Here is a 13,937-nt window from a genome sequence, read left to right as displayed (position 1 = left end):
TCACTCTTTCCCCGCTGCGGCGTCAGCCAGCGCGTTCGCGCCACCGACGATCTCGCTGATTTCCTGGGTGATCTCGGCCTGACGCGCCTGGTTCATCTGCTGGGTGAACACGCGGATGAGCTCGTTGGCGTTGTCGGTGGCCGACTTCATCGCGCGGCGCCGGGCGGCGTGCTCGGAGGCGGCCGACTGGAGCAGCGCGTTGTAGATGCGCGACTCGATGTAGCGCGGCAGCAGCGAGTCGAGCACGTCACCGGCCGTCGGCTCGAACTCGTAGTAGGGCGGGATGCCCTCCGGGGGCGTCTCCGCCTCCTCGACCTCGAGCGGCAGGATCCGCTTGACGATCACGTTCTGCGTCAGCATCGAGACGAACCCGGTGTAGACGACGTGGATCTCGTCGATCCCGTCCTCCGCCTTGAACGCCGTGATGAGCGCGTCGGCGATCTCCTTGGCGTTGGCGTACGTCGGGTTGTCGGAGAAGCCGTCCCACTCGCCGAACATCTCCCGGCTGCGGAAGCGGTGCCAGGTGAGGCCCTTGCGACCCACGACGTACGGCCTCACGGTCAGGCCGCGCTCGGTCAGGTGGCCCTTCAGCGCCTCGGCCTCACGGAGGATGTTGGCGTTGTAGCCGCCGGCGAAGCCGCGGTCGCTGGTGACGATCAGGACGCCGGCCGTGGCCGGCTGCTCCTTGGCCACCGTGAGCGGGTGGTCGACGTTCGTCGTGTTCGACAGGACCGCCGACACCGCGTGAGTGATCTCCCGCTCGTACGGCACGGCCGCCTGCATCCGCTGCTGCGCCTTGACGATGCGCGACGAGGCGATCAGCTCCTGCGCACGGGTGATCTTCGCGGTGGACTTGACCGACTTGATCCGCCGCCGCAGCTGTCGAAGCTGGGCACCCATGGGTTACTTCGCCTCGGCCTTGCGAACGTGCTTGACGACCTTCTCCTGGCCGACCTCGCTGGCGTCCAGCGCCTCCACCGGCTCGTCGTTGACGAGCAGCTCACCGCTGGAGGTGGTGAAGCCCTTCTTGAACTCCGTGATGGCGTCCTTGAGGGTGGTCACCGTGTCGTCCGTCAGCTCCTTGGTCTCGCGGATGCTGTCGAAGACACCCTTCTGGGCGGTGCCGAGGTAGTCGAGGAACTCGGCCTCGAAGCGGCGGATGTCCTCGACCGGCACGTCGTCCAGCTCGCCGGTGGTGCCGGCCCACACCGAGACGACCTGCTTCTCGACCGGGAACGGGCTGTACTGCGGCTGCTTGAGCAGCTCGACCAGGCGGGCGCCGCGCTCCAGCTGGGCGCGGGAGGCCGCGTCCAGGTCGGAGGCGAAGGCCGCGAAGGCCTCCAGGTCGCGATACTGGGACAGCGACAGACGGAGCGTGCCGGCCACCTTGCGCATGGCCTTGACCTGGGCGGAACCGCCGACTCGGGAGACCGAGACACCGACGTTGATCGCCGGGCGGACACCGGCGTTGAACAGGTCGGTCTCCAGGAAGCACTGGCCGTCGGTGATGGAGATGACGTTGGTCGGGATGAAGGCCGACACGTCGTTGCCCTTGGTCTCGATGATCGGAAGACCGGTCATCGAACCGCCGCCCATGTCGGCCGAGAGCTTGGCGCAGCGCTCCAGCAGACGCGAGTGGAGGTAGAAGACGTCGCCGGGGAACGCCTCACGGCCCGGCGGACGGCGCAGCAGCAGCGACACGGCGCGGTAGGCGTCGGCCTGCTTGGTCAGGTCGTCGAAGACGATCAGCACGTGCTTGCCCTGGTACATCCAGTGCTGGCCGATGGCCGAACCGGTGTACGGGGCGATGTACTTGTAGCCCGCGGGGTCGGAGGCCGGAGCGGCGACGATGGTGGTGTACTCCAGCGCGCCCGCCTCCTCGAGGCGGCCCCGCACCTGGGCGATCGTGGAGCCCTTCTGGCCGACGGCGACGTAGATGCAGCGAACCTGGCGGCTCGGGTCGCCGGAGAGCCAGTTCTCCTTCTGGTTGAGGATGGTGTCGACCGCGATCGCGGTCTTGCCGGTGCCGCGGTCACCGATGATCAGCTGACGCTGGCCGCGGCCGATCGGCGTCATGGCGTCGATCGCCTTGAGGCCGGTCTGCAGCGGCTCCTTCACCGGCTGGCGCTGGACCACCGAGGGGGCCTGCAGCTCGAGGGCGCGACGGCCCTCCGCGGCGATCGGGCCCTTGCCGTCGAGCGGGTTGCCCAGGGGGTCGACCACGCGGCCGAGGAAGTCGTCGCCGACCGGCACCGACAGGACCTCGCCGGTGCGGCGCACCTGCTGGCCCTCCTCGATGCCGCTGAAGTCGCCCAGGACGACCGCGCCGATCTCGCGCACGTCGAGGTTCAGCGCCAGGCCGCGGGTTCCGTTCTCGAACTCGAGCAGCTCGTTCGCCATCGCCGAGGGAAGGCCGGAGACATGGGCGATGCCGTCCCCGGCGTCGACGACGGTCCCGATCTCCTCGCGCGCGGCACCTTCCGGCTCGTACGCCTGGACGAAGCGCTCAAGGGCGTCCCGGATCTCGTCCGGCCGGATCGTAAGCTCCGCCATCTCTTTCTTGTCTCCCTATTCGCCTCAGCCGGCCAACCGGCGGCGGACTTCTTCGATACGTCCGGCGATCGTGGTGTCGATGTAGTCGTCTCCGACCCTGACGGAGAACCCACCGAGCACCTCCGGGTCCACCTCGACGTTCAGGTGGACGTCTCGCCCGTAGGTGGTTCGCAGCCAGGCCGCGAGCCGCTGCTTCTGCTGCTGTGAGAGCGGCACCGCGCTGCGGACCACGCCCACCAGGCGCTCGCGCGCCCGCGCGACGATCCAGCCGAACTCCTCCAGTGCCGTCTCCAGGCTACGTCCCCGCGGGTGCACAACAGCCTGCGTGACGAGCCGTACGGTGGAGGGAGCGGCCTTCCCGCCGAGCAGCGTGGCGAGCAGGTCGCGCTTGCGCTCGGCCGGGACGGCCGGGTCGCTGAGCGCGCGGCGCAGCTGCGGGTTGGCGGCGAGGATGCGGCCGAAGCGGAACAGCTCGTCCTCGACGTCGTCGAGGCGGCGCTCCGACTCGGCCTCGGCGGCCGCGGACATCACGCCGACGCGCTCCAGGGCGTCCGGCAGGTCGCCGGCCCTGGACCACTTGGCCCTGACCCCGGCGACCGCGATCTCCAGCGCGGCCTCGCCGACCTTCCCCTGAAGCAGGGAGCGCAGGACGCTCTCCTTCTGCTCCGCAGGGCGCGAGGGGTCGGAAAGACCCCGGCGCAGCCCGTGCTCGCGGTCGAAGAGGTCGGCGACGGCGAACAGCTCCTCGGCGAGGGCGCCGAGGTCGGCGGTCGCGGCGGCGGTGTTGAACCGCTCCTCGACCTCCGTGAGGGCGGTCCTGCTGAGGCCGCGCATCAGCGGACCGCCTCCGGACGGCCCTCGAGCTCCTCGAGGAACCGGTCCACGACGCGACGCTGGCGGGCCTCGTCCTCGAGCGACTCGCCGACGATCCGGCTCGCCAGCTCGGTGGACAGGCGCCCGATCTCACCGCGCAGCTGGGTGAACGCCTGCTGGCGGTCGGCCTCGATCTGGGCGTGAGCCGCCTCGACGATGCGCCGCGCCTCGGCCTGGGCCTCCTCGCGGAGCTCGGCCTTGATCGCGGCGCCCTGCTCACGGGCCTCCTCGCGCAGGCGGGCCGCCTCCTGGCGGGCCTCCGCGAGCTGCGCCCGGTACTGCTCCAGAGTGCGCTGGGCTTCGGCCTGGGCGTCCTCGGCCTTCTTGATGCCGCCCTCGATAGCCTCGGTCCGCTCGGCCAGCGTCTTCTGGATGCGCGGGGTGAGGATCTTTCCGACGACGAGGAAGACGACGAGGAAGGCGAAGCTGCCGACGACCAGCTCGTAAGCGTGCGGGATGAGGGGGTTCTCCGCCCCCTCGGCCGCCAGGAGCGTAGCTGCCATAGTCATGGGTGCAGCCTTCCGTCAGAGTGGGTACGTCAGCTCGTGGGGTAGATGAAGGGGGCGACGAGGCCGATGAGGGCCAGCGCCTCGGTGAGGACGAAGCCGAGCAGCATGTTCTGCCGGATGAGGCCGTAGGCCTCGGGCTGGCGGGCGATGGCCTGCACGCCCTGGCCGAAGATGATGCCCACGCCGATGCCGGGGCCGATGGCGGCCAGGCCGTAGCCGATGGCACCAAGGTTGCCGATGACGCCGGTGGCCGCAGCGAGAACGCTCATTCGTCTTTTCCTTTACTGGTCGGCCGGTGAGTGTCGCCTCACCGGTCTGGTCTACGTAAGGGGCGGGTCTCAGAGATCCGTCAGTGGTCGGGGTGCAGCGAGCCGCCGATGTACATGGCGGCCAGCAGGGTGAACAGGAAGGCCTGCAGGAACTCGATGAACATCTCGAAGCCGGTCATCGCGATCGTCATGATCACGCCCACGACACCGAGGCCCGCCCCGAGCGGGGTCGGCTTCTCGAAGAGGAACCAGAATCCGACGGCGCTGAAGAAGGCCAGGATCAGGTGTCCGGCGAACATGTTCGCGAAGAGTCGGACGGCGTGCGTGAAGGGCGCGATGATCAGGTTCGACAGGAACTCGATCGGCGCGAGCAGCACGTAGATCGGCTTCGGCAGTCCGGGCGGGAACATCATGTTCTTGAAGTAGCCGCCGAGACCCTGGTGCTTGATGCCCAGGTAAATCTTGATCACGTAGATGGTGACCGCGAAGACGATGGGGAACGCGATGTGCGACGCGACCGGGATCTGGATCAGCGGGACGACACCGAAGAGGTTCCACAACAGGATCAGGAAGAACAGGCTGAGCAGCAGCGGCATCCACCGCTCCGCGTCCTTGCCCAGGAACGGGCGGGCGACCTGGTCGCGGACGAACTGGTAGCCCATCTCGCCGATGTTCTGCATGCCCCGGGGCACGAGCTTCGGATTGGCGAAGGCGCTCCACGCGAGGGCGGTCACCACGAGGGCGCCGAAGAGCGCCATGAGCACCGGCTTGGTCAGCCAGGACGGCGCACCCTCGTACAGCGGAGGGAAGTCGAAGATGGACGGTCCCGGCGCCGTGAAGTCCTCGGCGACGAGCATGAGGGGGGTCACTTGGCCACCTCGCCTGCCTGCTTGGGGCCGAATGCCCGAAGCATGTGCTTGTTCGTCCGTTCGCTACGCTCGCGCACGGGCGTTCCCTTCAACGATTGGATCAACAGAAGAGCGTGGGAAGCGGGCCGGCTGTCAGCGGCCGTACTTCAGATAGACGAGGTAGGCAGCCAGCCCGACCCCGAGAATGACGCCTATGGGGATGAACGCATGCACGCCGGTCCACCAGCTCAGCAACCAGCCGAGGCCGCCCCATACCAGGATCCCGGACAGCAGATAGCTCGGGACCGACCAGGCGGCGTCGGCGAAGTCGCGGCCGTCGGTCTCGGGCCTGCGCTCCTGTTCGCTCATCGCGCCATGACGATAGCAGGAGCCATGCGGACTAGTCATATCGGGCTGCCCCGTACGCGTGGTCATCCGCGGCCCTGCCCGGGAACCTTCGCCTCAGGCTCCACATAGAGCATCTTCAGTTTCATGAATCCGCGCATCTCACCGATGGTCCAGGCGAGCGTGCACGCGATGACGCTCAGCGCGAACACCCGGGAGTCGAACGCGGTCGTGCCGGAGAAGGCGTTCATCATCGCCATGATCGCGAGGATCTTGACGACGTAACCCAGCACGGCGGCCGCCATCATCGCCATGGGCGAGACCCGGCCGGCCCAGGAGACGACGACCAGGCCGACAGTGAAGAAGGCGGCGACGAGGACGAGACCGATGCCGGCGCCCAACGCACCCTTGGCCCCGGTCGTGAACACCGCGACGAGCGCGGCGAGGAGACCGACGATCAAGGTCGGCACGGCGGCGCCCTTGAGAACGCGCACGTCGTTGGCCTGCATGGGACTCCAGATCGGTTGTCAAACGAGCGATTGCTACCTGCTGGGGCGTCGTTGGCCTTGCCCCTTGCTAGTGAAAGCTATCACAAGCCCTGGAGTGCCGCCTTTACCAGGCGTTTCGGGTCGCCGTCGACCTGCGGGGACGCCTCAGAGGAAGGTCCCGGTGTCGGCGCGGGAAGTGGTGGGAGGGACTCCCTGGGAACCGGGAGCGCCCTGCCCGGGGTAGGGATGCCGGCCCGGCGCCGGGATTCTGCCGGGGATCGCCTGGCCGGAGGCGGCGGGAGCGGCCTGACCGGGGGTGACGGGCGGGGCGGGCGGGGGGACGACGGGGTAGACGAGCGTGTCGTGCTCCGTCGTCCCGCGTCTGGCGGAGCCGGGGCCGGACGAGCGGCTCCCGGCCGGACGCGCTCCGATCTTCTGGTCGTCCTTGGGGTCCTGCGACGCGGTGCGGCGCGACCGCCACCGCGGCAAACCCATGATCACCAGTACCGCCACCGCGAGCACGATCGTCAAGGGGAACACGATGAGCGGCACGCGGCCGATCGACAGGCCCACGATCGCGAAGGCGAACAGGAACGTCCACGCGTACATGATCAGCACGCTGCGCCGGTGGGAGTGGCCGATGTCGAGCATCCGGTGGTGGAGGTGGCCGCGGTCGGGTGCGAAGGGCGACATCCCGGCCGATGTCCGCCGGACGACCGCCATGATCAGGTCGGCCAAGGGGAGCACCACGACCGCGATCGGCAGCACCAGCGGCAGGATCACCGGGAACCGGTTGATCTTGCCGACGACCGCGTCCGGCTCGACCGACGACAGGCTCGTGATCAGCGAGGTGGCGAGCAGCAGGCCGAGCAGCATGGCGCCGGTGTCGCCCATGAAGATCTTGGCGGGGTTGAAGTTGTGCGGCAGGAAGCCCACGCACATCCCGATGAGGATCGCCGCGATGGCGGCCGTCCCGTTGATCCGCGAACCGCTCGCGGTCTGCTGCAGCACGATCGAGTAGGCGAAGGTCGCCATCGCCGCGATCGCGACGATCCCCGCGGCCAGGCCGTCCAGCCCGTCGACGAAGTTCACCGCGTTGATCACGACGACCACGATCATGATGGTGAGGATCGTGTGCAGGGTGTCGTCGAGGGCCTGGGAGCCCCCCATCGACTGCGGCAGCGGGAGGAACTGCAGGTACACCTTGAAGTAGACGAGCAGCCCGCCCGCCGCGATCTGGCCGCCCAGCTTGACGAGCGCGTCCATGCCGAGCCAGTCGTCCAGGAATCCGGTGACGACGATCAGGCCGCCGGCCGCGAGGAGGGCGATCACCGTCTGGCCCGTCTGTCCGCTGTCGAACGCGCCGCCGACGTACGGCAGGTTGCTCGCCACCAGCAGCGCCGCCGCCATCCCGCCGAACATCGCGAGCCCGCCCAGACGCGGGGTGGGCACCGTGTGCACGTCCCGCTCCCGCACCTCGGGCGCCGCGCCGATGCGCAGCGCGAACGCCCTGACCGGCGGCACCAGCAGGTACGTCACCGCGGCCGCCACGAGCGCCAAGAGGAGATATTCGCGCACGGACCTAGTTTCCTGGATAGGCGGATCGGTTGTGACGGGCAAAAGACATAGATCGCCCTATCCCTAACGGGGATATGCCGGATGCGTCGCGGTCAGCCCCTTTACCCGTTCGAGGACCGACGTTATCGCACCCGGCTGCCGGATGGCCCGGACGACGAGAGACGCGATCTCCCTCATTTCCGCCGCGCCCATGCCCTGGGTGGTCGCGCAGAGCGTGCCGACCCTGATCCCGGAGGTCACGGTCGCGGGCGCCGGGTCGTAGGGGATCGCGTTGTGGTTGAGCAGGATCCCGGCCTCGGCGCAGCGCCGCTCCGCCTCCGCCCCGCTCACCCCGGCGCCGCGCAGGTCCACCAGCGCGAGATGGGTGTCGGTGCCGCCCGACACCGGGCGCAGCCCCTCATCCGCCAGCCCCTCCGCCAGCGTTCTCGCGTTGTCCACCGCCGACGCGGCGTAGGCCCGGAACTCGGGACTCAGCGCCTCGCCGAACGCCACCGCCTTGGCCGCGACCACGTGCATCAGCGGCCCGCCCTGGCTGAAGGGGAAGACCGCCCGGTCGATCCCCGACGCCAGTTCGTCCGTGCACAGCACGCCTCCCCCACGCGGGCCGCGCAGCGACTTGTGGGTCGTGAAGGTCACGACGTCCGCGTACGGCACGGCCGACGGAATGGCCCGGCCGGCCATGAGGCCGATCTCGTGGGCGACGTCCGCCAGCAGCCAGGCCCCGGCCTCGTCGGCGATGTCGCGGAAGGCGGCGAAGTCGATCAGCCTGGGATACGCCGTGGCACCGCAGACGATCACGCGGGGCCGGTGGCGCAGCGCCAGGTCCCTCACCTCGTCGTAGTCGATCGTCTCGGTGTCCCGCCGCACGCCGTAGGAGACGACGTGGAACCACCTGCCGGAGAAGTTGGCCTTGGACCCGTGGGTGATGTGGCCGCCGTGCTCCAGTGCGAGCGCCAGGACGGTGTCCCCCGGCTGTAGAAGGGCCGCGTACGCCGCCAGGATGGCCGTGGTGCCGCTGTAGGGCTGCACGTTGACATGGTCGGCCCCGAACAACCGCTTGGCCCGCTCTACGGCGATCTGCTCGGCGCGGTCGGCCACCTCGCAACCGCGGTAGTACCTGTGGCCCGGGTAGCCCTCGGCGTACTTGCCGTTGAGCGCCGAGCCGAGCGCGGCGAGGACGGCGGGCGAGGAGAGATTCTCGCTGGCGATGAGCTGGAGCCCGCCGCGCAGCCGGGCGACCTCGTCGAGCAGCACCTGGGCGACGTCCGGGTCCTGCGCGGCGAGCCGGGCGAAATCAGGCCCGTAGAACGGCTCCGAACTGTCCATGGAACCGGCTCACAATCCCGTGGCGGTCTTCGCTCCAAGAGTAGACCGCCCGGGGCCCGTCGCGCGGGCGTCGTCGCTGCTCAGGAGGTCGTCAGAGGTCGTCGGTCGTCGCTCAGGAGGTTGTCAGAGGTCGTCGCTCAGGAGGTGAAGGCGTGCGGCGCGCCGGCCTTGCCCGGAATCCAGCGCGGCGTGTCCGCCGCCTGGTCGCTGATCGCCGTCAGCACCGCCTGGCGGTACATCCCGAGGCGGTTGCGCCATTCGGCCACGTCCTGGACGTACCGCTCGGCGACCGGAGCGTCCCACACGTCCCTGCTCCGCGCCATCTCGTACGGCTTGTCCAGAGACTTGGTGAGCTGGTCCATCAGCGGAACCACCTGTAGCCACAGGTCGACGAGCTTCTGGTACTCCGGGTTGAACACCCATCCCGTCGGCTGCCCGCCGGGCGAGAGCAGGTCGGTGCTCGACGGCGCCGGCGGGGTCTCCCCCGGCTGCAGCGGAGTCGGCGCCGGCGGGTCGACATAACTCACGATCACGCCTCCTGTGCGAAGCCGGCCAGCACGCCGGCGTTGGTCATCGCCTGCCCTGCCCCGAGCACCCCGGCGGGCCGCCGCCCGGCTCTGCTCATCCGGTCGCCTCGCCCCGCACCGTCGTCTGGCCCGGCCGCCCGAGTCGCACGGAAGCGGTCCTCGGGAGGCGGGCCCTGGCGGCGATCCCGCCCGAGCGGGAACGTCACTCGCACGCGTCACTTCTCCGGCTTCTCGATGACGACCTCGACGGCTTCGACGCGGCCGGCGGGCCCGTCGGGCTGGATCTTCCTGGCCACCCAGTCGCCCTCGCCCCACTCCCCTTCCGGGACGCCGACGTCCGGCATGTCCACGGGCTCGATGTCCCGATGGTGGTCCACCAGCATGCGCGGCACGGCCTCGTCGTCCGAGTGGCGAGCGGGGTAGGTGAGCACGTCCCCGGGCTGCGCGGCGGCGAGTGATCGGGGATCGGGAGCCGGAGCGCGGCCGGTGTCCGGCGTCCCCGCCGCACCGTCGGTCCCCGCGCTGTTCGTTCCCGCGTCATGTGCCGCCGCGCCGTGTGCGCCGTGCCCCTGCGTTCCCGCACCGTGCATGCCATGACGGTGCGTTCCCGCACCGTGCATGCCATGACCATGCGTTCCCGCACCGTATGCGCCGGAGTCATGCGTCGCCGCGCCGTCCCCGGCTGCCCCGATCGCGCCCGTGGCGGCATCGTTGTCGCACGCTCGCCCGTTCGTACCGGTCGCGCCGTCGGCCCTGTCGCTCACACCGGTCGTCCCGGTGTGGCCCGTCGCGCCATCGCCGCCGGCACCCGTCGCGCCCGCGGCCCCCACCGTCCCGGCCACGTGGCCGCCTCCGGCCGCCGTCCCCACCGCGTGCAGGCTGCCGGTCGCCGTGCCGGTTCCCGCCGCGTGCCCGGTGCCGGGAGCGTCCACCGCCTGCAGGCTGCCGGTCACCGTACCCGTCGCGCCCGATGTCGCGGGCGCCGCGTCGGTCGTGCCCGTGGCACCTGCCGTCCCGGCCGCGTGAGCCGCGCCGTTCGCCGCATTCGTCCCCGCGGGTGCCGCGCCGGCCGTGCCCGCCGGGTGAGCGGTCCCGGTCGCCGTACCGCTTGCGGCCGTGTCGCCTGTGTACGCATGACCGCCGGCACTCGCCGTCACCGCGCCGTGGCCGGCGGGAGTCCCCTGCACGGCGTTCGGGTTGTCGCCGGCGAGCGGATCACCGGAAAGGTTGTCCGCGGGCGTGCCGACGTAGGCGCCCATGGGATCGCCGGGCGCGAGGCCGGGTTGCGGAGGCTGGTTCGCCGCCGGGTTGGTCGGCTCGGCGGGTGGCACCAACCCGGGCGGCCCGTCCGGGTGCGCACCGGTGGCGCTCGCCGTCCGCGCGTCCACGCCGGGCGTGTCGACCGGCTGGACGCCCTGCGGGTGCTCGGCGCCGGGCTGGTTCATCGGGGTGCTGACGACCTTGACCCCGTCGACGACGGTCACCTGCCGACCGGCGGGGTCGATGTCGTCCGGGTGATCCTTGCCGGGGGTGTCGTAGAACGCCGAGTCGTTTCCGGCCGTGGAGGGTCGCTCCCCGGCCGCTTTCGGATCGACCGAAATCCCCTGCCCCGGGTTCTGGTCCTGCACCGGGTTCTGGCCCTGCCCCTGGGCGACGGGGTGCTGCCGGCCGCCGTCGGACTTGCTCTGAGCGGCACCCTGGCTGTCGCCGACGGGCTGCGCGTGGTTCGCGCCCTGATCCTGACCCACGATCTGATCACCGCCGGCAGGCTGACCCGGACCTGCAGGCTGGTCCTGGCCCACGCCCTGCCCCACGCCCTGACCATCGCCGACCGGCTGACCCTGGCCGGTGGGCTGGTGAACCTGACCCGAGTCGCCGCGGGTCGCGCCCGTGTCGCCGGTGCCGCCTGCGGCGCCGCCGGCGCCCGCCTGGCCCGCACCGGGGCCGGTCCCCGCACCGGTGTCGCCGCTCGCGCCGGTGGCCGGAGGCGTCCCCGTGCCCGCGCCTGTGCCCGTCCCCGTCCCCGTGGCGGTACCGGTGTCGGCGGGGTGGGCCGGACCGTGTGTCGAGGAGGGCATCTGGGCGAGGGAACCCTCGACGGTGCCGTAGGAGGGCTTGCCCGCGAGCTTCCCTTCGGCCACGCCGCGACCTCCGCCGTCGCCGTTCGCGCGGGTCGCGCCGTCGGCGGCGCTGTGCGCCCGGTGGGAGGTCTCACCCTTCGCTGCCGCGCCGGAATCGCCGGAACCATGCGACGGCGTACGGATGGCGTCCTGCTTGTCGTGGGCCGCCTTGCCCTCGGACCTGGCATCCGGCCTCGCGTCGGACTTGCCGTCGGCCTTGTGGTCGTCCGTCTTCGCGTCGGCCTTGTGGCCAGATGTGCCGTCGGCCTTGTGGTCGGCCTTGTGGTCGGCCTTGTGGTCGGCTTTGCCGTCCGCCTTGTGATCGGCTTTGCCGTCCGCCTTGTGATCGGCCTTGTGGTCAGGCTTGGCGTCGCCCTTGTCGCCCTGCGTGCCGGACTTCGGCGCCGGATCGTCCGCCGGTGCGGTGGTGTCCCTCTCCTCCGTGAAGGAGGCCCCGTGGGCCGTGGGGACCTTGCCCGTGCTCTGCTGTTTCTCCTTCTTCTCCAGCAGGGTCACGCGGTTCGTGACGTCCTTGACCATGGTCGAGCACGCGTCGGCGACCTGCGACGGCCGGTGGGTCACGTGCACGGAGACGCCTGCCGTACGCGTCAACTGGGTGACCCGGGCCTCGATGCCGTCCATCTGCTTCGCGGCGTGCTGAACCTCCGACAGCAACTCACGGACGAGCTTCGGATCCATCCCGTCGAGCTTGGCCATGGGCGCGCCTCCACAGAGATATCGGCGCACTTCACGGTAGCCGGGGTGGCATCAGTAAAGAAGCCCGATAGCCAGACGGCATCGATCGCCCTGATCAGAGCCCTGACGACGTCTCACCATATGAGACGCGCGCTCGGATCGCGGTCACTCCTCGGTCGCGAGGTATCCCACGAGGCCGCGGATCTTGTCCACGGGGATCGCGCCCTTGCGCAGCACCCGGGGCACGGCGGTGGTCAGGTCGACGATCGTGGACGGCACGTTGCCGTCGCAGGGGCCGCCGTCGAGGTAGACGTCCACCGACTCGCCGAGCTGCTCCTCGGCCTCGTCGACCGTGGTGGCCGGCGGGTTTCCGGACCGGTTGGCGCTGGAGACCGCCATCGGGCCGGTCTCCTTGAGGAGGTCCAGCGCGACCGGATGCAGCGGCATGCGGACGGCGACCGTTCCCTTGGCGTCGCCGAGGTCCCACGACAGCGACCGGTTGGCTCTGAGTATGAGCGTGAGCGGCCCGGGCCAGAAGGCGTCCACCAGGTCCTGCCCGTACGTCCCGAGGCTCTCCACCAGGGCGTTGGCGGCCCGTACGGTGCCCACGAGGACGGGCACGGGAATGTCCCTGCCCCGGCCCTTCGCCTCCAGCAGCGCGTTGACGGCGGAAGGGGTGAAGGCGTCGGCGCCGATCCCGTAGACGGTGTCGGTGGGAAGCACCACGAGCTCGCCCCGCCGCACCGCCGAGGTCGCCTCGGCCAGTCCGGTCATCCGCTCCGTCTGGTCGGCACAGTCAAACCGTCGGCTCACGAAGCCATCCTTCCACGTGTCCCGCCCGGCTCCGCCGCCGCGTGGCCACCCGACCGGGCCGTTCGAGTCAGTCCTGGGTCAGCCGGGCCGTGACGAACCTGTCCCGGCCGGTCAGGTCCTGGCGCAGCCGCACGTCGCGCCAGCCGTTCTCCTCGGCGAACAGCCAATAGACGGCGTTGCCCTGCTGGTCGGCGTGCTCGACCACGGCGAACCCGCCCGGCCGCAGCAGCCGCCGCGCCGTGCGCTCGACGGCTCTCACCTCGTCCAGCCCGTCCTCACCCGACCCGTACAGGGCCCGCGAGGGATCGTAGTCGCGCACCTCGGGGTCGCGGGGGATCGCTCCGGGCGGGATGTACGGCGGGTTGGAGATGACCAGGTCCACCTGGCCGTTCAGTTCCGGCAGGCAGTCGGCCAGATCCTCCGGATGCAGGGTGGTGCGGCCCTGGCCGTGTTCGAGGATGTTGCGCTTGGCCCAGCCGTACGCCACGGGGTCGATCTCGACCGCGTGCACCTGCGCCAGCGCGACCTCCTGCGTGATCGACAGCGCGATGGCCCCGGAACCGGTGCCGAGGTCGACCACGACGGGAGAGGCGACGTCCATCTCGCGCAGCCGGTCGATCGCCCAGCCGGCCACGACCTCGGTCTCCGGCCTGGGCACGAACACGCCCGGGCCCACCTCGAGGGAGAGGTAGCGGAAGTAGGCCCGGCCGGTGATGTGCTGCAGCGGCTCGCGTGCTTCGCGCCGGGCGACGCCCTCCCAGAACCGCGCGTCGAAGTCGGCGTCCTTGATCGTGTGCAGCATGCCGCGCGGCACGCCGTGTACGAATGCCGCGATCTCCTCGGCGTCCGTTCGCGGTGACGGCACTCCCGCCTCGGCGAGCCGGGCGGTGGCGAGGGCGATTTCGTCGAGCAGGAAGGTCATGGTCTCTTACAGCACGGTCCTCGCGGCGTGGCCTGGGAATCGTCGGTCATGGGCAGACGGGCCGCCGGGA

Annotated in this window: 14 protein-coding genes; all 14 read right to left on the bottom strand. The window is 70.5% G+C overall.

From position 1 onward, the window contains the following. Positions 1-900: a F0F1 ATP synthase subunit gamma gene (locus HHX35_RS25075; protein ID WP_182901180.1), complete on the bottom strand. Its 900-nt coding sequence runs from the start codon at positions 898-900 to the stop codon at positions 1-3. 3 nt (positions 901-903) lie between these two features. After that, entirely contained in the window at positions 904-2,553 is a 1,650-nt protein-coding gene (atpA, locus tag HHX35_RS25070) for a F0F1 ATP synthase subunit alpha (protein WP_139575876.1), read from the bottom strand. Between the two features lie 24 nt (positions 2,554-2,577). Continuing rightward, positions 2,578-3,387 (bottom strand): F0F1 ATP synthase subunit delta, encoded by an 810-nt coding sequence (locus HHX35_RS25065; protein WP_182901179.1) that lies wholly within the window; start codon positions 3,385-3,387, stop codon positions 2,578-2,580. Next, the gene (locus HHX35_RS25060; RefSeq protein WP_182901178.1) at positions 3,387-3,935 is read right to left on the bottom strand and encodes a F0F1 ATP synthase subunit B; all 549 of its coding nucleotides are present in this window, start codon (positions 3,933-3,935) and stop codon (positions 3,387-3,389) included. Before HHX35_RS25060 ends, HHX35_RS25065 begins: the two co-directional genes overlap by 1 nt. Before the next feature lie 29 nt (positions 3,936-3,964). After that, positions 3,965-4,204, bottom strand: a complete 240-nt coding sequence (gene atpE, locus HHX35_RS25055; protein ID WP_142560345.1) for an ATP synthase F0 subunit C — start codon at positions 4,202-4,204, stop codon at positions 3,965-3,967. Positions 4,205-4,284: 80 nt separating this feature from the next. Continuing rightward, positions 4,285-5,073, bottom strand: a complete 789-nt coding sequence (gene atpB / locus HHX35_RS25050; protein ID WP_310739288.1) for a F0F1 ATP synthase subunit A — start codon at positions 5,071-5,073, stop codon at positions 4,285-4,287. A gap of 132 nt (positions 5,074-5,205) precedes the next feature. Beyond that, positions 5,206-5,421 carry a hypothetical protein gene (locus tag HHX35_RS25045; RefSeq protein ID WP_079320510.1) on the bottom strand — a complete coding sequence of 72 codons (216 nt, stop codon included), beginning with the start codon at positions 5,419-5,421 and terminating at the stop codon, positions 5,206-5,208. Between the two features lie 62 nt (positions 5,422-5,483). Further along, a complete protein-coding gene (locus HHX35_RS25040) occupies positions 5,484-5,906 on the bottom strand; it encodes a hypothetical protein (RefSeq protein ID WP_139575871.1) in 423 nt (140 codons plus the stop codon). 144 nt (positions 5,907-6,050) lie between these two features. Further along, on the bottom strand, positions 6,051-7,463 hold the full coding sequence (locus HHX35_RS25035) for an MraY family glycosyltransferase (RefSeq protein ID WP_310739287.1): 1,413 nt from the start codon (positions 7,461-7,463) through the stop codon (positions 6,051-6,053). Positions 7,464-7,526: 63 nt separating this feature from the next. Then, positions 7,527-8,789: a serine hydroxymethyltransferase gene (gene glyA / locus HHX35_RS25030; RefSeq protein ID WP_182901177.1), complete on the bottom strand. Its 1,263-nt coding sequence runs from the start codon at positions 8,787-8,789 to the stop codon at positions 7,527-7,529. Between the two features lie 137 nt (positions 8,790-8,926). Further along, complete coding sequence (locus HHX35_RS25025) at positions 8,927-9,316, bottom strand: hypothetical protein (protein ID WP_139575869.1); 390 nt, start codon at positions 9,314-9,316, stop codon at positions 8,927-8,929. 215 nt (positions 9,317-9,531) lie between these two features. Further along, positions 9,532-12,153 (bottom strand): hypothetical protein, encoded by a 2,622-nt coding sequence (locus HHX35_RS25020; RefSeq protein WP_182901176.1) that lies wholly within the window; start codon positions 12,151-12,153, stop codon positions 9,532-9,534. Positions 12,154-12,297: 144 nt separating this feature from the next. Beyond that, entirely contained in the window at positions 12,298-12,945 is a 648-nt protein-coding gene (locus HHX35_RS25015) for an L-threonylcarbamoyladenylate synthase (protein ID WP_182901175.1), read from the bottom strand. Positions 12,946-13,012: 67 nt separating this feature from the next. Beyond that, the gene (gene prmC / locus HHX35_RS25010; protein ID WP_142560349.1) at positions 13,013-13,867 is read right to left on the bottom strand and encodes a peptide chain release factor N(5)-glutamine methyltransferase; all 855 of its coding nucleotides are present in this window, start codon (positions 13,865-13,867) and stop codon (positions 13,013-13,015) included. Positions 13,868-13,937 lie beyond the last annotated feature (70 nt).

The sequence above is a fragment of the Microbispora sp. H10830 genome, from assembly GCF_014161375.1.
Taxonomy (GTDB): domain Bacteria; phylum Actinomycetota; class Actinomycetes; order Streptosporangiales; family Streptosporangiaceae; genus Microbispora; species Microbispora catharanthi.
This window is presented reverse-complemented; position numbering and strand designations above follow the sequence as displayed.